Raw genomic sequence first — 19,577 nt, forward strand, 5'->3', positions numbered from 1 at the left:
ACGGCACCCTTGGCAGCCCCTCACCGCTTCTGAAAACCCTGAAAGGCGCCCGGCACCCCGCCGGGCGCCTTTTGCATGGCCCGCCAGCACACCGGCACCGGGCCTTTCGCTCAGCTCTCCAGATCCGTCCCCGCGGCCCGGTTGCGGAACTGCCGCAGCCGGATCGAATGCGCGGCGGCGACATGCGCCCGCATCGCGCTTTCCGCGCCCAGCTCATCGCGCGCCCTCAGCGCCACCAACACCGCCTCATGCTCGGTCACCGCGTTGCGCGCGCGCTCATCCTCTTCCAGTGTCGTCGGGCCCAGCAGCAACAGCGTCTTTTGCAACCCGGCCAGCGAGCGCGCCAGATAGCGGTTGCGCGCCGCGTCCAGCAGGGCGGCGTGGAACTGCCGGTTCAGTTCATACAGCCGCGCCGGATTGCCAAACCCCGCCGCCATCTCGGCATTGATCGCCGCCAGCTCGTCCAGTTCGACGACCGAGGCCGCCCGCGCCGCCAGCCGCGCCGCCGTCCCCTCCAGCACGCCGCGCATCTCATAAAGTTCAGTGACTTCGCCCGGGTCCAGACTGCGCACCGCCGCGCCGACACGGGCGACGTGGATCACCAGCCCGTCCGCCTCAAGCTGGCGGATCGCCTCGCGCACCGGGGTGCGCGAGATGCCAAGACGGCGGGCCAGATCCGCCTCAAGCAGCCGGTCGCCGGGCACCAGCGACCCGGCGCGGATTTCGGCCAGCAGGCGGCGGTAAGCGTCTTGGCCTTGCGGCAGATCGGCACTGGGTTCGGAATGTTTCATAGGCACCTTGCAGATTGCATCCATAGGTATACAATCGCACACAATACCCGTCAAGGAACGCTGACATGCCCGCCCTCCGACTCACCTCGCTCTCACCCTGGCAACGCAGCGCGCTGACACTGGGGCTGGCCATGGTCGGCGCTGTCGTGTTCAGGATGATCGGCCTGCCCCTGCCTTTCCTCTTCGGCCCGATGTTCGCCTGCCTGCTCGCCGCGCTGCTGGGCCTGCCCCTGCGTGGCACCGGCCAGATCGGCATCGGCGCGCGCACGATCCTTGGCATCGCCGTCGGTGCCACGCTGACCCCGGCGCTGATCGCCACCCTGCCGTCGATGATCGGCTCGATCCTGCTGATCCCGCTCTACATCGCGCTGATCGGCCTGATCGGCGTGCCCTTCTTCCGCAAGGTCTGCGGCTATGACGCGGCGACGGCGTGGTATTCAGCCATGCCCGGCGGGCTGCAGGACATGATCATCTTCGGGGCCGAGGCCGGGGCCAACCCGCGCACCCTGTCGCTGATCCACGCCACCCGCGTGCTGATCATCGTCACGCTGGCCCCGATCCTGATCACGCAGGTCTTCGGCGCGTCGATGTCCCACCCCGTCGGCGAACCCGCCCGCGATCTGCCGGTCAGCGAGATGCTGATCATGGCCGCCGCCGGGCTGATCGGCTGGAAGGGCGGCGAGAAGATCGGCCTCTTTGGCGCGTCGATCCTTGGCCCGCTGATCGTCACCGGCGCGCTCTCGCTGGCCGGGTTCATCCACCACCGCCCGCCCGCCGAGGCGATCTATGTCGCGCAGTTCTTCATCGGTTCGGCCATCGGCGTCGGCTACACCGGCGTCACGATGCGCGAGATCCGGCGCGACGTGGCAGCGGGCGTCGGCTTTGTGCTGATCCTCGCCCTGCTGGCCGCGATCATGTCGGAAATCGTCTATTCCCTTGGCCTCGCCCACTCGGTCGAAGCGTTTCTCGCCTTCGCCCCCGGTGGTCAGGCCGAGATGACCGTCTTGGCCATCGTCGCGGGCGCGGATCTGGGCTATGTGGTTGTCCACCATATCCTGCGCATCCTTCTGGTGATCACCGGCGCTCCCATCGCCGCCCGCCTGATGCGCATCCGTCAAAAGGACGCGCCATGAGCTTCACCACCCGGCCCGAACTCTCCGGCACCTTCGGCATGACGTCCTCGACCCACTGGATCGCCTCAGCGGTCGGCATGTCGGTGCTGGAGCGCGGCGGCAACGCCTATGACGCCGCCGTTGCCATGGGCTTCACGCTGCATGTCTGCGAGCCGCATCTGAACGGCCCCCTGGGCGACATGCCCGCGATGATCTGGCCCGCCGATGACGACCAGCCGACGATGATCTGCGGTCAGGCCACCGCCCCCGCCGGGGCCACGATCACCCATTACCGCGATCAGGGGCTGGACCTGATCCCCGGCTCGGGCCTGCTGGCCACGGTCATTCCCGGCGCCTTCGATGCGTGGATGCTGATGCTGCGCGACCATGGCACATGGCCGCTGGCCGATGTGCTCGCCCCCGCGATCGCCTATGCCCGCAACGGCGTGCCGATGCTGGCCAATGCCGCCAGCGCCATCGCGGGGCTGGCCGATTTCTTCCGCGACGAATGGCCGACCTCGGCCGCCGTCTGGCTGCCGGATAACGCGGTGCCCAAGGCAGGTGCGCTGTTTTGCAACCCCGATCTTGCCGCGACATGGGAGCGCCTGTTGGCCGAGGTCGCCGGAACCAAAGGCCGCGAGGTGCAGATCGACGCTGCCCGCAAAGTGTTCTCCCAAGGCTTCATTGCGCAGGCCATCGACGACTGGATGCGCACGGCGCATGTGATGGACGCCAGCGGCGCGCGTCATAAAGGTGTGCTCACCGGGCAGGATATGGCCGGATGGTCGGCCAGCTACGAATCCGCGCTCACTGTGCGTCATGGCGGCTGGCAGGTCTACAAGGGCGGCTTCTGGTCGCAAGGCCCGGTGCTTCTGCAGGTGCTGCAAACCCTTGCCGGTGACCCGCTCGCGTCGATGGACCCGACCGGTGCGCAGTTCGTTCACCTTGTCACCGAGGCGCTCAAACTCGCCTTCGCCGACCGCGAGGCGCATTACGGCGACCCTGCCGATGCCGAGATCCCGGCCGAGATCCTGCTCTCGCGCGCCCATGGGCTTGAGCGCCGCGCGCTGATTTCCGAGCGCGCCTCGGACCAGCTGCGCCCCTCGATGCTGCACGGGTTCGAGGGACAGGCCGACGCCGCCGTCTTCCGCCAGCGCTGGCTGGCCAAGCGGGCCGACAACACCGGGCCGGGGATTGGCGAGCCGACGATGGGCCACCTCAAAGCCCCCGGCGATACCGTGCATCTGGATGTGGTGGACCGCTGGGGCAACATGGTCAGCGCCACGCCCTCGGGCGGCTGGCTGCAAAGCTCGCCCGTCGTGCCGGGGCTGGGCATGCCGCTCAATTCGCGCGCCCAGATGTTCTGGCTGGATGAGGGCTTGCCCACCTCGCTCGCCCCCGGTCGCCGCCCGCGCACCACGCTGTCGCCGTCCTTTGCGCGCGGCCCCGATGGGACGCGCGTGGCCTTCGGGACACCCGGCGGCGATCAGCAGGACCAATGGCAATCGGCCTTCCTGCTGCGCCTCATTCACCATGGCATGAACCTGCAAGAGGCCATCGACGCGCCGCTGTTCCACACCGAGCATCTGCAGGCCAGCTTCGACCCGCGCGGCTTTCGCGCGGCGCATCTGCTGGCCGAACCGGCCTTTCCGCAGGCGACGCTGCAAGCCCTGCGCGACGCCGGACACGACCTGCAAGTCGCCGCCCCGTGGTCCGCAGGCCGCCTGACCGCCGTCAGCCGCCGCCCCGACGGCCTGCTGCGCGGCGCGGCCACACCGCGGCTGATGCAGGCCTATGCGGTGGGGCGATGATCGCAATTTTCCAACATTCCAAGCCGACCAGACCGATAAACCGGTCGAAGACCTAGCATAAAATCAATCTCACACCGTGATCCGCCAAATGTCTGATCTTTTGCCAGCCGAGTCCCAGCTATGGACCTGATCGCCCCCTACCTGCCCCCCGACGTCTCGCTCACCGTCGCCCTTGTCCTCATGGCGATGAGCTTCCTGTCTAGCTTCATCACCATCGCCTTCGGCATCGGCGGCGGCGGGTTGATGCTGGCGGTCATGGCCTCGCTGTTGCCGCCCATGGCGCTGGTGCCGGTGCATGGCGTGGTGCAATTCGGCTCGAACGCCGGGCGCACGGCGATGATGACGCGCTATATACGCTGGAGCGCGGTCTGGTGGTTCGCCGCCGGGATCATCCTTGGCATCGCCATCGGCGCATCCATCGTCATCGCCATCCCGCCCTCGGTCCTCCTGATCGGCGTCGGGCTGTTCCTGATCTGGACGGTGCTGGCCAAACCGCCCGCATGGATGCGCGACTGGCCGCTGGTGACGGGCACGATCACCAGCATCCTGTCGATGTTCTTCGGCGCTTCCGGCCCCTTCGTGAACACCTATGTCAAATCGCTCGACATGGACCGCCACGCCCATGTGGCGACCACCGCGTCGCTGTTGACCCTGCAACACCTGCTCAAATCCGTGGCCTTCGGCGCGCTCGGCTTCGCCTATGCCGCCTGGGCCCCGTTCATCGCCGCCCTCATCCTGTGCGGCCTGGCGGGCACATGGACCGGCAAACGGGTGCTCAACCGCCTGACCGACGCCCGCTTCAAACAGGCGCTGAACATCATCCTGTTCCTGCTGGCGCTACGGCTGATCTGGTCGGGAATCGAGCGGCTGTTCTAAGCCCCCCTGTCGCCCGCAACTGGACAATTGGCGCAATTTGCGACTAACTCGCCCGACACGCCGAGCCCCACCGGCCCGAAAGCCGAACGCTCTGCAACCCCAGGGAGGACACCATGAATTTCACCAAAACTCTCGCCCTTGCGGCACTGGCGACCGCGCTCGCCGTCCCCGCCACGGCCCAGCAACGCGTCTCCATCGGCACCGGCGGCACCGGCGGGCTGTTCTACGTGCTGGGCGCCGGCATGGCCGACCTGATCACCGAGCACATGCCCGACACCACCGCCCGCGCCGAAGTCACCGGCGCGTCGGTCGAGAACATCCGCCGCACCGCTGCCGGTGAGATGGAGATGGGCTTCTCGTCCTCGTCGACGCTGTACGAGGCCGCCAACGGCATCGGCGCGTTCGAAGGCGATCCGCAGGATGTCGCCTCGATGGCCTATCTCTACCCCGCGGTGCTGCAGATCGCCACGACCGCGCAGACCGGCATCACCTCGATCTCGGACCTCGCCGGGCACCCGGTCAGCATGGGCCCTCCGGGTTCCAACGCGGCCGTGCTGGCCATGCGCCTGCTCGAAGCCTATGGCGTTTTTGACGCCAACAACGCGCAGTTCCTGTCCTACAGCGAGGGCGTCGATGCCCTGACCAACGGCACTGTCGATGCGGCTGTCGTGCTGGCCGGTGCGCCGGTCGCGGCGCTGATCGACCTTGATGCGCGCGCCGATATGGTGCTGCTCGGCGTCGATCCGGCCACCGTGGCGGGCATGCTGGAAGAGTTCCCGTTCTACCAGCTCTACGACATCCCCGGCGGCACCTACCCGGATGTCACGCAGGACGTGACCGTGATCAACGACCCGGCGACGATCTTCACCCGCACGGATGCCGACCCGGCTCTGGTTGAGGGCATGACCGCCGCCATCTTCGATCACCTCGACCAGCTGATCCAGGTCCACGGCATCGCCCGCCGGATCAACAACACCGACGCGATGAACGTGCCGATCCCGATGCATCCGGGCGCGGCTGCCTATTTCGCGGCTCACTGAACGGAACGAAACCATGATCAACGACTGGCTCTCGGCGCTCAGACTTGAGGCGCCAAACCGCTCAACCGCCGAGACCACGCTGATCTCTCTCATGGTCGCCACCCTTGCGGTGGCGGCCACGGCACTGGTGATATACGGCGCGTATTTCGGCCTGATCACCGCGCTCGTCTTGCGCGCGATGTTCTTTTCGCTGATCGCCGCCGGAGGCCTGCTGGTGGTGGGGCTCAAAAGCAAATGGCTCTGGCTGCGCGCCCTCAGCTATGCGCTGGCGCCGCTGGCCTTGCTACCGGGCCTGCACATCCAGGACAGCTACATGGCCATCGTCATGCGCGGTGGCATGGCGCAAAGCATTGATATGTGGATCTTCGCCGGGCTGATGGCGGCGCTGGTCCTGCTGGTCATCCGCAGCGTCGGCTGGGCGCTGCTCATTCTGGTCCTGCTGGCCGTCGGCTATGCCATGCTGGGCCACCTGATCCCCGGCGAATACGGCCATCGCGGCTATACCCTGCGCCGCCTTGCCTCGATGCTGATGCTCTCAACCGAGGGCATCTACGGCGTCCCGATGGGCGTGGCCGTGCAGTATATTTTCCTCTTCGCCCTGCTCGGCAATTTGCTGATGAAGATCGGCACCGGCGAGGTTTTCGTCGATCTCGCGCGCGGCCTCACCGGGCGGATGCGCGGCGGGCCGGGCCTGACGGCGGCGCTGTCGTCCACAATGCTGGGCACGATCAACGGCTCGGCCGTCGCCAATGTGGTGACCACCGGCACCTTTACCATCCCGCTGATGAAACGCGCGGGCTACTCGGCCAATCTTGCCGGCGCAATCGAGGCTGCAGCGTCGTCCGCCGGGCAAATCCTGCCCCCGGTGATGGGTGCTGCCGCCTTCCTGATGGCCGAGATCATCGGCGTTCCCTATGCCACCATCGCGCTGGCCGCGCTGATCCCCGGCCTGCTTTACGTGCTGGCCCTGATGATCGCCGTCTGGCTGGAAGCCGGTCGTCTGAACCTTGCGCGCGACACCTCCGCCGGGCTGCATCTGCTCAAGGATGTGCTGATCCGGCGCGGCTATCTGCTGCTGCCGCTGCTGGGCCTGATCGGCTTTCTGGCCATGGGCTACACCCCCACCCGCGCCGCCGTGATGTGCATGGTGGTCGCGCTGGTCATCTCGCCGTTCCGGGCCGAGACGCGAGTCGGCCTCGTCGCTCTCACCCTCGTCTGCCGCGACACGCTGATGGCGACGCTGCCCATTGTCGTTGCCGTCGCCGCCGCCGGGGTGGTGATCGGCGTGCTCAACCTGACCGGGTTGGCGCTGATGCTGTCGGGCCTGATCGTCGATGTCGCCGGGGGCAGCCTTTTTGGCCTGCTGGCCCTCACCGCTCTGGTGTCGTTCTTTCTGGGCATGGGCCTGCCGACCTCGGCGGCGTATCTCTTGCTCGCCGTGCTGGTCGCGCCCGCGCTGACCCGCATGGGGATGGAGCCCATCGTCGCCCATATGTTCATCTTCTATTATGGCCTCGTCTCGGCCATCACGCCCCCGGTCGCGCTGGCCGCCTATGCGGCGGCGTCGATTTCGGGCGGGGATGCGAACAAGACCGCCGTGGAAGCCGTGCGTCTGGGCTTTGTAAAACTGCTGGTGCCGTTCCTGTTCGCCACCATGCCGGGCCTGTTGATGGTGGGCACCGCGACAGAGATCACCCTCTCTGCCGCTATGGCCGCCGTCGGCGTCAGCGGTCTGACGCTGGCCTTTGGCGGCTGGTTCCTGGCCCCCTTGTCGGGGCTGGAACGCCTCGCTCTGGCCGTCGGCTCGGCGCTGGTCATCTGGCCCAGCCCGGTCACCGACAGCGAACCGCAAATCATCGCCGCCCGTCTCGTCGGTCTGGCGCTGGTTGCTGTGCTGATCTTCCGCCAGACCCGCAAACCAGCGTAGCCGCAAAGAAACCCGGCCTTGGGACAAATCCTAAGGCCGGGTTAATGCGACGGGTCAAGCCGTTGTTATCTCAGGAAACGCAGGTCTGTCCCATCGTGGGACATCCCTTAGTAGGGCAGCCCGACATAGTTCTCGGCCAGCGAGGTCATGGCAGCCTCGGACGAGAACAGATACTCCATATCCGTCCCCTGCAGCTTCTGGTCATAGGGCAGATTGTCCGGGAAAGTGTGCAGGATCGAGGTCATCCACCAGCTGAACCGCTGCGCCTTCCAGACCCGCGCCAGCGCCTTTTCCGAATAGCTGTCCAGCCCGCTGTCATCGCCGTTCTGATAATGGGCGACCAGACCGTGATACAGATAATAGATATCCGACGCGGCCGAGTTCAGCCCCTTCGCCCCGGTCGGCGGCACGATATGCGCGGCATCCCCCGCCAGGAACAGGTTCCCCCAGCGCATCGGCTCGGCCACATAAGACCGCAGCGGCGCGATGGACTTCTCGATCGACGGCCCCGTCTCCAGCCGCGCGGCGACATCCTCGGGCAGACGCTTCTTCAGCTCGTCCCAGAACGCTTCGTCCGACCAATCCTCGACACTGTCGGTCAGCGGCACCTGAATGTAATACCGGCTCAGCACCTGCGAGCGCAGCGAACACAGCGCAAACCCGCGGTCGTGCTTGGCATAGATCAGTTCCGGGTTCACCGGCTTGGTGCGGCTCAACACGCCCAGCCAGCCGAACGGATAGACCTTCTCATACTCGGTCAGCACATCCGCCGGGATCGCCTTGCGGCTCGGTCCGTGATACCCGTCCGCGCCCACCACATAATCGCAGTCCACCCGCACCGCTTCGCCGTTCAGCGTATAGGTCACATAGGGTTTGGTGTCGGCGTTCAGATCATGCAGCGCCACATCCTCGACGTTGTGAATGACCACCCCGCCCAGCGCCTCGCGCGCCTCGTAGAGATCCCGCGTCACCTCGGTCTGACCATACACCATCACGGTTTCGCCGCCGGTGTATTTCTTCAGATCGACCTGCCGCATCACGCCGTTGTCGGACAGCTCGAACCCCTCGTGGATCTCGCCTTCGCGGTCCATCCGCTCGCCGCACTGCGCCTCACGCATCAGCTCGGTAAAGCCCTGCTCCAGTACGCCCGCGCGAATCCGGCCCAACACATACTCGCGGCTCTGACGCTCCAGAACCACCGTGTCGATGCCCTTGAGATGCAAAAGCTGGCTCAACAGCAGCCCCGACGGCCCGCCGCCAATGATACAGACTTGGGTTTTCATGGTGATCTCCTCCTCACGAGGCCCCCGACTCCAGGAAGCACTTGCTGACCAGATTAGGCGCATGCGGGATATTTGAAATGGCTTGGGCGGGCCAAAACTTGTACAAATCGCGCATGACCCGCGCCCCTGCCCCCCCGATCCCCAACTTCAACCTCTTCGGCGAGGCCGACGACCTGCCCGACGTGGTGCATTGCGAAACCATCGGCATCCGGTCGCGCCTGCACGACTGGGAACTCAGCGTGCACCGCCATGCCCGGCTGCACCAGTTGTTGCTGCTGCAAAGTGGCGGCGGAACGGCCACGCTGGATGGCCAGCGCCGCCCGCTGCCACCCGGCTCGCTGGTCAATGTCCCGGTGGGCGTGGTGCACGGGTTTTCCTTTACCCCCGAGACGCATGGCTTCGTCGTCACCTTCGCCGCCGAGATGCTCGACCAAAGCCTGCAGAGCGGCGAGGGTCTGCGCGAAATCCTCGCAAACCCGGTGATCCTGACGGTCGAGGCGGATATCCCCCCCACCATAGCGGCGATTTTCAGCGCTTACGACGGACGCGATTTTGCCCGCGCGCAGATCCTGCGGTCGCTGGCCGGGCTGCTGCTGGGCCAGACCGCCCGCGCCCTGGCACAGCTCGGCACGATGACCGGCACCAATGCCAGCCCTGACTTGCTCTCCCGGTTCGAGACGTTGATCGACGCGCAGTACCTGCGGCACTGGGGCGTGACCGACTACGCCAAAGCACTGTCCGTCAGCGCCGCCCACCTCTCGCGCGTCACCCGCGCGGCCACCGGTCGCCCGGCCTCGGCCCTGATCGAGGATCGCCTGATCCGCGAAGCCCGCCGCAACCTCGTTTACACGAACTTGCCCGTATCGCGCATCGCCTACGCGCTGGGATACGAAGACCCGGCCTATTTCACCCGCGTCTTCACCCGCGCCACCGGCCTTTCGCCGCGCGCCTTTCGTCAACGCCTCGAAGACACCGCCTGAGCGCCCGATCATCTGTCCCTAAATATCCTCGGGGGGTGAATTCGCTGCAAGCGAAGAGGGGGGTCCGAAGCCCCCCCTTCTTGCGCGCCGCACCAGCGGCGCGCCGGGTCGCCCAAGGGCGCGGCGGCGTCAGCCGTCTCGGCCGAGGGCGAAACCGCCCGCTTACGCTTTCAACGCCGCCAGCGCTTCAGCCAGATCCAGCTTGCCATCATAGAGCGCCCGTCCCGAGATCGCGCCATCCAGCGGCGCACCGCTGTCGCGCAGCGCGATCAGGTCGGCCAGCGACGACACCCCGCCCGACGCGATCACCGGGATCGAGGTCGCCCGCGCCAGCGCTGCCGTTGCCTCGACATTCGGCCCCTGCATCGCCCCGTCGCGGTCGATGTCGGTGTAGATGATCGCGGCCACCCCGGCGTCCTCGAACGCGCGGGCAAGGTCGGTCACCATCACATCCGTCTCTTCCGCCCAGCCCTTCGTCGCCACGCGCCCCTGGCGCGCGTCGATCCCCACGGCCACCTGCCCCGGAAACGCCCGCGCCGCCTCGCGCACCAGCGCCGGGTTTTCCACCGCCACCGTACCCAGAATAACCCGGCGCAGGCCCTTGCTCAGCCACGCTTCGATCGTCGCCATGTCGCGGATGCCGCCGCCCAGCTGGCAGGGTACGCTGACCGTCTTGAGGATGCTCTCCACCGCGCCCGCGTTAACCGGTTTACCGGCGAAAGCGCCGTTGAGGTCGACCAGATGGATCCACTCGGCCCCCTGATCGGCAAAGGCCTTGGCCTGCGCCGCCGGGTCGTCGTTGAACACCGTCGCCTGCTCCATCGCGCCTTTGTACAGGCGCACGCACTGGCCGTCTTTCAGGTCGATGGCGGGGTAAAGGATCATGGGGTCGCTCCGGGGTTGCTCGGGCGTCGGTTTAGCGCCGCGCCGCGCCGGATGCAAACCCTGACTGCCGGGACAATTGCTTGACCGTATAGTCAAAAATCTAGCAAATTCAAAGAGAAAGCCGTTTCCTTCTTGCACGGCTTTCCGTGCCCACCTAAACCACCCCATCCCGAAAGACGGGCAAGGAGAGTGGAACGATGAACACTGGTCGCAACTTCGGCCCCTGGCTGGCCGCCCTGGCCATTCTGGTCGTGGCCGGGGGATTTGTCCCCTACGGCCTGCTCGCCGGTCACCGGGGCTGGTTCACCACGCTCTTCTGGGGCGGCTTTGGTCTGGCCGTGGTGGTGCTGATCGCCGCGGGCGTCAAAGGCTGGAAGGACGAATGATGCTGTCACCTCTCACCATCTGGGCCGCGATCGCCGCGTTTACCGTCTTTGGCCTTGGCCTTGCGTGGCGCGCCACGCGCGAAAACACCGGCACGGCCGAGGATTACTACCTCGGTGGCCGCAGCTTTGGCGGCCTCGTCGCCGGGCTCAGCTATGCGGCCACCACCTATTCCGCCTTCATGCTGGTCGTGCTCACCGGCCTGACCTATCGCGGCGGCATCGGCGCGCTGGGGTTCGAGCTGATCTATTTCGCCGGTCTCGGCCTTCTGGTCATCTTCGCCCCGCGTTTCTGGCTGGCCGCCAAGCGCTGGGGCTTCATCTCGCCGGCGGAAATGCTCGGCGCACGCTACGGGTCGGTCTGGGTCGCGCGGGCGGCGGCGCTGGTCGGGCTGATCTTCCTGATGCCTTATTGCACGACACAGATGGCCGGTATCGGCCTGCTGCTGTCGGGTGTCACCGGCGGTGAGATTTCGCTCTTTCAGGCCGTCGCCACCGGCGCGCTGCTGGCGGCAATCTGGACGCTGTTCGCCGGTCTACGCTCGGTCGCCTGGACGGATGCGGTGCAGGCGGTGGTGATGGTGGTCTCGGCCGCGCTGGCAATCGGCTTCGCCGTGGCGGCCATCGGCGGCTGGGGAGAATTCGCCCGCGTTTCGATGGAAACCCAAAGCGAGCGGCTCAGCGTCCCCGGTCCGGGCCTGTGGAGCCTCAACACATTCGTTGCCCTGTCGCTGCCGTGGTTCTTCTTCGCCATCTCGAACCCGCAGGTCAGCCAGCGGTTGTTCATCCTGCGCGATATGGCCTCGATGAAGCGGATGATCTTCTGGGTGCTGGGCTTCGGTCTGATCTTTACCCTGATCGCCGTTGTCTGGGGCTTTGCCGCGCTGCAACTGGCACCGGGGCTCGAGAACACCGCAACCGCCACGCCCGCGCTGCTGATCTCGGGCGCGATCCCGGCACCGGTTTCGGTGCTGCTGATCCTTGGCATTCTGGCTGCCGCGGTGTCTACGCTGGACAGCATCGCGCTGACGCTGGCGGCCATGGTCGCGCGCGATCTGATGACCGACGCCCAGCCCAAGGCGCAGATCCTGACCGGGCGCATCGTGGTGATCTTCGTCATCCTTTTCGCCAGCCTTTTCGCGCTGCAAAAGGTGCAGATTGTTGACCAGTTGGCCGCTTTGTCTGCTGCCGGTCTGATGGTCACCGTCCCGGCGATCATCGGTGCCTTCTTCTGGCGCCGGGCAACAGCGGCGGGGGCGCTGGCGTCGATCCTCGGCGGCGCGGCGTTGGCGGTGTGGATGGCAATGATCCAGGGCGTAAGCGTGTTCAACCCGGTGCTGGCACTCAGTGTCGGCGGCGCTTGCCTTGTGCTGTTCGTGCTGGTCTCGCTGCTCACCAAACCCAAAGCCAAGGCGCTCGATTTCGCCGCCGAACTGCGCGCCGATCTCGACAAACACGGCGCATGGTAAACCACGCCCCATTTTCTGTCTGAAAATATCCACGGGGGGTGTCCAGAGGGGGGAGCGTGCTCCCCCCTCTGGCGCAGGAGCGCGAGGGGCGCGCAGCCCCTCGCATTCCCCGCTCTCAGCCGCGCAACCGCCGCCAGAGACGCCCGTCGATCACTGCCAGACCCAGCGCGATCAACGCCATCCCCGCGACCTGGCGCGCGAGCAACGCCTCCCCCAGCACCAGCACACCCAAGGCAATGGCGCTGACCGGGATCAGGAACGTCACCAGAAACGCATTCACCGCCCCGGCGCGGGCGATCAGGCCGAAATAGAGCTGATAGGCCAAGGCCGTCGACAGCACCGCCAGCCCCACCAGTGCCGCCAGAACCGGCCAGCCCGGCATCGGCAGGCTCCACGGCTGATCCACCACCAGCACCACCGGCAGCAACATCAGCGCCGCGCAACTGACCTGCCCGAAAGCCGCGCTCAGTGGTGGCATGCCGCGAAACCGGCGCCCCCAGACCCCGGCCAGCGCATAGCTCAGCGCCGCGCCCAGACAGGCCGCCTGCGCCAGCACCGTGCCCGAACCCCAGGCCCCGCCCATCATCACCGCGACACCGGCAAACCCCGCCAGCACGCCCAGCGCCTTGGGCCAGCTCAATCGCTCGTCCCGCGTCGCCAGATGCGCGACGACCACGCCCCAGAGCGGCGTTGTTGCGTTCAGGATCGAGGCCAGCCCGCTTGAAATCTGCCCCTGCGCCACGACGAACAGGGTGAAGGGCACGACATTGTTGAAAAACCCCATCACCGCCAGTGCGGCCCAGACCCGCCAGCCTTTGGGCATCGGCACCCGGATCAGCGGCAAGACCACCGCCAGCACCAGCGCTGCCAGCCCGACGCGGGCCAGCACAATGGTCAGCGGCGGCAAGACCGGCACGGCGACGCCGACAAAGAAAAACGAGCCGCCCCACAGGACGGACAAGACGATCAGGCGCAGCCAGTCGGACCCGGACATTCTACCCTCAGATGCGATCAGGGCCTCAGCATGCCCGCGCCTGTTGTGACCGTTCCGGGCCGCCTTGCGCGACCCGGAACCTGCGCAAAGCTCAGTCGGCGCGCGTCCAGATCTGGTCGCGGCAGATAAACAGCACGCAGCCCGCGACCGTCAGCTGGCTGCCCGCCAGATCCATCCGGGCGCGGTAGGTCTGGTCGCGGTCGGGCGCATAGATCTGCCCATCGCGGTATTCGCCATTGCCGCGCGGCTCCATGTCCCAGACGATCTGGCGTCCGGCATTGGCCGAGGCGAAGGTCTCGCCGCTGGCATTGCGCGACTCGGTCAGAGTGCCGCACAGCCGGTCGCCGCACATCGACATGGTGATGATGCCGGAATTGCCGTTGTCATCGGGCTGCGTGGCCCAGCGGCCCTCGGCCGGATCGGCCAGCGCGGCGCTGGCGCAAAAGGTCAGTGCGGCGGCCAAAGTGAGTGTGATGGTTTTCATGGTGAACGTCCCTCCCTACTGCGCGAAATCATCGGGCCTGACCCTGCATCTGGCAAGAGCCACGATGCCCCCTGCCGCGCCGTCAGCTTGAGACCGCGCACATCGCCTCTTCGATCAGGTCCATGTCCGAGGCCGGGATCTCGAACAGCCCATACCGGAACCGAGCGCCCCAGTTCGGCCCGCCAAAGGACAGATGCGCCAGCAGGGGCCGGATCGGCGCATCGCGGGTCGCGTGCCAGCGGACGTCGCGGCGGAACGGTTGAAAATCGCCGCTCATCGCACCGACATAGGGCGCGCCCTCGGCCACCACCCCCAGAGCGGTGAAGGCCTGCACCGGTGCCCCGGCGCGGATCTGCTCGTTCGGGGAGTAATAGACCACGCGGTCGCCCGGGGTCAGGCGGCGCAGGGGCGCCGCCTTTCCGTGGTTGACCTGCATGAACCCACCCGCGCGCCCGATCCTGACGTGTTCGGCCGAGGCGACGGCGATCCAGCAGCGCGCGCTCATCGCGCGCTCGGGACATAGGGGCGCAAGCGGTGGCCGTCGGGATCGGCGGCGGTGAAATTGAGGCCAAAGTCGAGCTGCGTCACCGGCTGCAGGATGGTGACCCCCTCGGCCTTGAGCCGGTCATGCAGCGCCTGCAGCGCGTCGGCGTCGGGCAGCGTCACGGAAAGTTCGGACGAGGCCGGGGCGACATCGTCCGCCGCCGGGGTGACTTCAGTGGTACGCCACAGCCCCAGCTGGACGCCGTTGCCCAGAACCAGCAGGGCGAAATCGGGCGCGTCATGGACAACCGGCGCGCCCAGTGCCCCGGCATAAAAGCGGGCGCTGGCCGAGGGGTTGCTGACATAAAGGATGAACATCGAGGTGCGTTGCATGGGCTCTCTCCAAGGTTTCGATGACCCCTTGTCGCGCAGGCCAGTGTCAAACCATGTCAGCATCCCCAGCCAGCCGCACCTTTTCCGCATCGCGCCAGTCGCGCAGCAATCGCAGGCGGCGCACCGGATAGCGCTGATCGGTGACCGTGCAGGCGGCGATGCGGTCATTGCGGAAATGGCGCACGGACTGGCGCAGCTCGCACCACGCGACGATGACCTGCGTTGTGTCGAAGAACCCCATGGCAAAGGGCCAGATCACGCGCTGGCTTTCGGCATTCGTCTTGTCGCGATAAAGGATCTCGGCCTTGCGCTCGTCGCGGATTGCACCGCGCAGCGCGGGCATGAACGGTGCCGATACACTCGGCGCGCGCGGCACCAGCAGGGGCGAGGTGTCGACGAACAGGCGCAGATCCTCGGGCAGCACCGCGCCGATGCGCGCCAGGGCCTCGCCCGCGGCACCCGCCAGCGCCGGATCGCCGCGCCCGGCGACCAGCCGCGCGCCCAGCACCAGCGCTTCCAGCTCATCGCGCGAAAACATCAACGGCGGCAGCAGGAAACCGGGGCGCAGGACATAGCCGACCCCGGCCTCGCCCTCGATCACCGCGCCCTGCGCCCGCAGCGCGTCGATGTCGCGGTACACGGTGCGCAACGAGGTGCCGGTTTCCTCGGCGATCCGCGTTGCCGCCAGCGGGCGGCGATGGCGGCGCAGGATCTGCAGGACGGCAAGGAGGCGTTCGGAGCGGGTGGTCATGCGCGCAGGATCGCGCAGGCGGGGGGCGATCACAAGCGGCACAGAAGGGGGGTCCTCGGACCCCCCTCTTCGCTTGCAGCGAATTCACCCCCCGAGGATATTTGCGGACAGAAAATGGCGCGGCGCCCGCGCTTGCCCTTGCGGGATGGGCCGCTTAGGTAAGGGCGGAACCTGATGCGACGGAGACCCAGCATGCCCGATTTCGACTATGATCTTTTCGTCATCGGCGGTGGCTCGGGCGGGGTGCGGGCGGCGCGGATTGCGTCGAGCGATCACGGCGCCAAGGTGGCGATGGCCGAAGAGTTCCGCATGGGTGGCACCTGTGTGATCCGGGGCTGTGTGCCCAAGAAGCTGATGGTGTTCGCCGCCGGGCATGGCGCCTCGATCGACGAGGGCGCGGCTTACGGTTGGCAGGTTGAAAAGGGCCGGTTTGACTGGACCAGGTTCCGTCACCGGCTGGATGCCGAGCTGAACCGGCTGGAGAGCATCTATACCCGCAACGCCGAAACTGCGGGCGTGACGATTTACCACCAGCGCGCCACCGTGGCCGATCCGCATACCGTCGTGCTGGCTGATGGCCGCCGCGTTACGACCAAGCATATCCTGATCGCCACCGGCGGCACGCCGTTCATCCCCGAGCCGTATCGCGGTGTCGGCGCAATGACCTCGAACGAGATTTTCCTGATGGACCGAATGCCCGCCTCGGTGCTGGTGCTGGGCGGCGGGTTCATTGCGTGTGAGATGGCGGGCATCCTGCAAGGGCTGGGCTCCAGCGTCACGCAGATGTACCGCGGCCAGCAAGTGCTGCGCGGGTTTGACGCCGATCTGCAGAACCATGTCGCCGCGGCGCTGACCCAGCAGGGCATCGCGCTGGAGGTGAACACCGACCTGACCGCGCTGGAAAAGCTGAACGATGGCCGGTTCCGCGCCTGCGACACGCAGGGACGCGAGCGGATCTTTGAAGCCGTGCTCTTTGCCACCGGCCGGGTGCCCAACACGCAAGGGCTGGGACTGGAAGAGGCAGGCGTCGTGCTGGACAAGGGCGCGGTCAAGGTGGACGACTGGTCGCAGACCAACGTGCCGTCGATCTTTGCCGTGGGCGACGTGACCAACCGCATCCAGCTGACGCCGGTCGCTATCCGCGAAGGCCATGCCTTTGCCGATACCGTCTTTGGCGGCACCCCCGTCAAGGTGGACCACACCAACGTCCCCAGCGCCGTCTTCACCCGGCCCGAGGCGGGCACGGTAGGGATGAGCGAGGAAGAGGCGCGCGCGCAGGGTGAGATCGAGGTGTATCTGGCCAGCTTCCGGCCCATGCAGACCGCCTTCATCGACGCCGAGACGAAAGCGCTGTTCAAGCTGGTCGTGGACAAAGCCTCGCGCCGGGTTCTGGGTTGTCACATTGTCGCACCCGGCGCCGGTGAGCTGATCCAGATCGCCGCCGTCGCGGTCAAGATGGGCGCGACAAAAGACGATTTCGACGCCACAATGGCCGTTCATCCGACGATGAGCGAAGAGCTGGTGTTGATGCGCAAGCCGACTCGCTGACTGGTCCCGCACCGCTTGTGCGGGTAAAATGACAGTCAGCCGCAGGGAGCAGGGGGCGATTGCGCTTGAATCCGCGCCCTTCGTGCCCAATTGAGTCGGTGATACCGAGATGATGACAGACCTGAACCAAGGAGAGGCCATGTCAGGCAACAGTGGAGGCCCGTGGGGCGGCGGCGGTGGAAACCGTGGCAGCTCGGGCGGGGGGAACCGCCCCAACGGCGGCGGTAATGACCCCCAACGCCCGCAGATCCCCGAAATCGAGGATTTGGTGAAAAAGGGCCAGCAACGGCTGAAAGTCCTGATGGGCGGTAACGGCGGTGGCAGCAGCAATGGATCGGGCGGCGGGCGTGGCCCGGGCGGCCCGGGCCTGTCAGGGCGGGGTATCGCGCTGGGCGCTCTGGCGCTGGCCGGGCTGTGGCTTTACGTCTCGGTCTATTCCGTGCGCCCGGAAGAGCGCTCGGTCGAGCTTTTGTTCGGGCAGGAATACAGCACCGGCACCTCGGGTCTGAACTTTGCGCCCTGGCCGTTCATTTCGGCCGAGATCGTACAGGTCACGACCGAACGCGTCACCGAAGTCGGCACCGGGCGCTCGGCGCTGGATACCGGCCTGATGCTGACGCGCGACGAAGCGGTGGTCGATATCGAATTCCAGGTCGTCTGGAACGTCCGCGACCCCAGCAACTATCTTTTCAATCTGGCAGATCCTGCCAATACCGTCCGCGCTGTGGCGGAATCGGCGATGCGCGACATTATTGCGCGCTCGGAACTCTCGCCCATTCTCAACCGCGATCGCGGCACCATTGCCGCTGAATTGCTGCAGGCCGTGCAGGGCGTGCTCGACACCTATCAGTCGGGCATCAACGTGATCCGGATCAACTTTGACCGCGCCGATCCGCCGCGTGAGGTCATCGACAGCTTCCGCGAAGTGCAGGCCGCGCGCCAGGAACGTGACCGGCTTGAGCGTCAGGCCGATGCCTATGCCAACCGTGTCGTCGCCGGTGCCCGCGGTGAAGCCGCGCAGGTGCTGGAAGAGGCCGAGGCCTACCGTGCCGAGGTGGTCAACAACGCCGAAGGTGAAGCGAGCCGCTTCCTGGCCGTGTGGGAAGAGTACCGTAACGCCCCCGAAGTGACGCGCGAGCGGATGTATCTGGAAACCATGGAGCGTGTGCTCGGTGGCATGAACCTGACGATCCTCGACAATGTCGGCGGCTCTGACGGTCAGGGCGTCGTGCCCTATCTGCCGCTCGACATGGTGCGCAATGCACCCGCTGGCACCTCCAGCCGCACCACGAACCAGGGGAGCAACTGATGAAACGTCTCACGCTGTTTATCCCCGTTTTGGTGATTGCCGTCGCGCTGGCGCTGTCGTCGCTGTTCATCGTCGATGAGCGCGAAAACGTGCTGGTGCTGCAGTTCGGTCAGGTCAAACAGGTCCGCACCGAACCCGGTCTCTATTTCCGCATCCCGCTGATCCAGGAAGTCGTGCGCTATGACGCGCGTATTCTGGGCCTGCAAACCCAACCGCTGGAAGTGACGCCCGCCGATGACCGCCGTCTGGTCGTCGACGCCTTCCTGCGCTGGCGCATCGCTGATGTGCAACGGTTCCGCCAAGCTGTCGGCGTGGACGGTGTGCGCGCGGCTCAGGGGCGCATCGAGCGCATCCTGAACGCAGCGATCCGTGAGGTTCTGGGCTCGGTGCCGTCCAACGCGGTGCTGTCTGAGGATCGTACGGGCCTGATGAACCAGATCCGCGATCAGGCCCGCCGCGAGGCGCTGGCGCTGGGTGCGGACGTGGTTGACGTGCGTCTGACGCGCACCGATCTGCCCGAGCAGAACCTTGCTGCCACCTACGCCCGGATGCGGGCCGAACGTGAACGCGAGGCCGCTGACGAGATCGCGCGCGGTAACGAAGCCGCGCAGCGGGTGCGCGCCCTGTCCGACCGTACCGTGGTCGAACTGGTGTCGAGCGCCCGTCGTGACAGCGAGATCGTTCGCGGTGAAGCGGACGCGGCGCGGAACCGGATCTATGCCGACGCGTTCGGCCGCGACCCCGAGTTCTTCGCCTTCTCGCGCTCGCTCACCTCGTATGAGCGCGCCTTGACGGGTACCAATGCTTCGATGGTGCTGAGCCCGGACAGCGACTTCTTCCGCTTCCTGCGGCAGATCGACCCCACGGGAACCGGTGCGCAGATCACCGCTGACAATGCCGATGATGCGGCAATGGCAGCCGAGGAGGCTCCGGCGGCAGACGCGGCTCCGGCCACTCCGGCGGAAACCCCCGCTCCGGCCCCGGCTGAAGCGCCCGCCGAAGAACCCGCAGCCGCTCCGGCAAACTGACCTTCCTGCGCCCCCGCTTCGGGGGCGCAG

19 protein-coding genes are annotated in these 19,577 nt (G+C 66.7%); 11 read left to right on the top strand and 8 right to left on the bottom strand.

From position 1 onward, the window contains the following. Positions 1-110 precede the first annotated feature (110 nt). Positions 111-791: a GntR family transcriptional regulator gene (locus EAE28_RS04835; protein ID WP_127104712.1), complete on the bottom strand. Its 681-nt coding sequence runs from the start codon at positions 789-791 to the stop codon at positions 111-113. Between the two features lie 65 nt (positions 792-856). Here EAE28_RS04835 and EAE28_RS04840 point away from each other — a divergent pair, with 65 nt between their 5' ends. The 5 genes from EAE28_RS04840 (at position 857) to EAE28_RS04860 (ending at position 7,557) form a co-directional block, all read left to right on the top strand. After that, complete coding sequence (locus tag EAE28_RS04840; protein ID WP_127104713.1) at positions 857-1,924, top strand: AbrB family transcriptional regulator; 1,068 nt, start codon at positions 857-859, stop codon at positions 1,922-1,924. Then, positions 1,921-3,714 carry a gamma-glutamyltransferase family protein gene (locus EAE28_RS04845; protein WP_127104714.1) on the top strand — a complete coding sequence of 598 codons (1,794 nt, stop codon included), beginning with the start codon at positions 1,921-1,923 and terminating at the stop codon, positions 3,712-3,714. The genes EAE28_RS04840 and EAE28_RS04845 overlap by 4 nt, the downstream gene beginning before the upstream one ends. Positions 3,715-3,834: 120 nt before the next feature. After that, positions 3,835-4,590, top strand: a complete 756-nt coding sequence (locus tag EAE28_RS04850; RefSeq protein WP_127104715.1) for a sulfite exporter TauE/SafE family protein — start codon at positions 3,835-3,837, stop codon at positions 4,588-4,590. Between the two features lie 113 nt (positions 4,591-4,703). After that, positions 4,704-5,630 (top strand): TAXI family TRAP transporter solute-binding subunit, encoded by a 927-nt coding sequence (locus EAE28_RS04855; protein ID WP_127104716.1) that lies wholly within the window; start codon positions 4,704-4,706, stop codon positions 5,628-5,630. Between the two features lie 13 nt (positions 5,631-5,643). Beyond that, positions 5,644-7,557, top strand: coding sequence for a TRAP transporter permease (locus tag EAE28_RS04860; protein WP_127104717.1), 1,914 nt, complete (start codon positions 5,644-5,646; stop codon positions 7,555-7,557). Between the two features lie 107 nt (positions 7,558-7,664). Here the strand turns inward: EAE28_RS04860 and pobA are convergent, their stop codons facing one another. Further along, entirely contained in the window at positions 7,665-8,840 is a 1,176-nt protein-coding gene (gene pobA, locus EAE28_RS04865) for a 4-hydroxybenzoate 3-monooxygenase (RefSeq protein WP_127104718.1), read from the bottom strand. A 113-nt stretch (positions 8,841-8,953) separates the two neighbouring features. Between pobA and EAE28_RS04870 the strand changes: the two genes are divergently transcribed. Continuing rightward, the gene (locus tag EAE28_RS04870) at positions 8,954-9,820 is read left to right on the top strand and encodes a helix-turn-helix domain-containing protein (RefSeq protein ID WP_246022277.1); all 867 of its coding nucleotides are present in this window, start codon (positions 8,954-8,956) and stop codon (positions 9,818-9,820) included. A gap of 162 nt (positions 9,821-9,982) precedes the next feature. Here EAE28_RS04870 and hisA read toward each other — a convergent pair whose 3' ends face one another. Beyond that, entirely contained in the window at positions 9,983-10,705 is a 723-nt protein-coding gene (gene hisA / locus EAE28_RS04875; RefSeq protein ID WP_127104720.1) for a 1-(5-phosphoribosyl)-5-[(5-phosphoribosylamino)methylideneamino]imidazole-4-carboxamide isomerase, read from the bottom strand. 197 nt (positions 10,706-10,902) lie between these two features. On the opposite strand from hisA, the gene EAE28_RS04880 reads away from it, so the two are divergent. Next, positions 10,903-11,091: a hypothetical protein gene (locus tag EAE28_RS04880; protein WP_127104721.1), complete on the top strand. Its 189-nt coding sequence runs from the start codon at positions 10,903-10,905 to the stop codon at positions 11,089-11,091. After that, on the top strand, positions 11,088-12,557 hold the full coding sequence (locus EAE28_RS04885; protein WP_220443890.1) for a sodium:solute symporter family protein: 1,470 nt from the start codon (positions 11,088-11,090) through the stop codon (positions 12,555-12,557). The genes EAE28_RS04880 and EAE28_RS04885 overlap by 4 nt, the downstream gene beginning before the upstream one ends. Before the next feature lie 115 nt (positions 12,558-12,672). Here the strand turns inward: EAE28_RS04885 and EAE28_RS04890 are convergent, their stop codons facing one another. From EAE28_RS04890 to EAE28_RS04910, 5 genes are all read right to left on the bottom strand, one after another. After that, positions 12,673-13,551: a DMT family transporter gene (locus EAE28_RS04890; RefSeq protein ID WP_127104722.1), complete on the bottom strand. Its 879-nt coding sequence runs from the start codon at positions 13,549-13,551 to the stop codon at positions 12,673-12,675. A 91-nt stretch (positions 13,552-13,642) separates the two neighbouring features. Beyond that, positions 13,643-14,035 (bottom strand): DUF2147 domain-containing protein, encoded by a 393-nt coding sequence (locus EAE28_RS04895; protein ID WP_127104723.1) that lies wholly within the window; start codon positions 14,033-14,035, stop codon positions 13,643-13,645. Between the two features lie 82 nt (positions 14,036-14,117). After that, on the bottom strand, positions 14,118-14,540 hold the full coding sequence (locus EAE28_RS04900) for an EVE domain-containing protein (protein WP_127104724.1): 423 nt from the start codon (positions 14,538-14,540) through the stop codon (positions 14,118-14,120). After that, positions 14,537-14,911: a VOC family protein gene (locus tag EAE28_RS04905; protein ID WP_127104725.1), complete on the bottom strand. Its 375-nt coding sequence runs from the start codon at positions 14,909-14,911 to the stop codon at positions 14,537-14,539. Before EAE28_RS04905 ends, EAE28_RS04900 begins: the two co-directional genes overlap by 4 nt. A 46-nt stretch (positions 14,912-14,957) precedes the next feature. After that, complete coding sequence (locus EAE28_RS04910; protein WP_220443891.1) at positions 14,958-15,704, bottom strand: helix-turn-helix transcriptional regulator; 747 nt, start codon at positions 15,702-15,704, stop codon at positions 14,958-14,960. 150 nt (positions 15,705-15,854) lie between these two features. Here EAE28_RS04910 and gorA point away from each other — a divergent pair, with 150 nt between their 5' ends. The 3 genes from gorA to hflC all read left to right on the top strand — a co-directional run bounded on the left by gorA (position 15,855) and on the right by hflC (position 19,547). Continuing rightward, positions 15,855-17,210 carry a glutathione-disulfide reductase gene (gorA, locus tag EAE28_RS04915; RefSeq protein WP_127104727.1) on the top strand — a complete coding sequence of 452 codons (1,356 nt, stop codon included), beginning with the start codon at positions 15,855-15,857 and terminating at the stop codon, positions 17,208-17,210. A gap of 139 nt (positions 17,211-17,349) precedes the next feature. After that, a complete protein-coding gene (gene hflK, locus EAE28_RS04920) occupies positions 17,350-18,519 on the top strand; it encodes an FtsH protease activity modulator HflK (protein ID WP_127104728.1) in 1,170 nt (389 codons plus the stop codon). Then, the gene (gene hflC / locus EAE28_RS04925) at positions 18,519-19,547 is read left to right on the top strand and encodes a protease modulator HflC (protein ID WP_127104729.1); all 1,029 of its coding nucleotides are present in this window, start codon (positions 18,519-18,521) and stop codon (positions 19,545-19,547) included. The genes hflK and hflC overlap by 1 nt, the downstream gene beginning before the upstream one ends. The last annotated feature ends 30 nt before the right edge of the window (positions 19,548-19,577 follow it).

The organism is Pararhodobacter zhoushanensis (genome assembly GCF_003990445.1).
GTDB lineage: Bacteria > Pseudomonadota > Alphaproteobacteria > Rhodobacterales > Rhodobacteraceae > Pararhodobacter > Pararhodobacter zhoushanensis.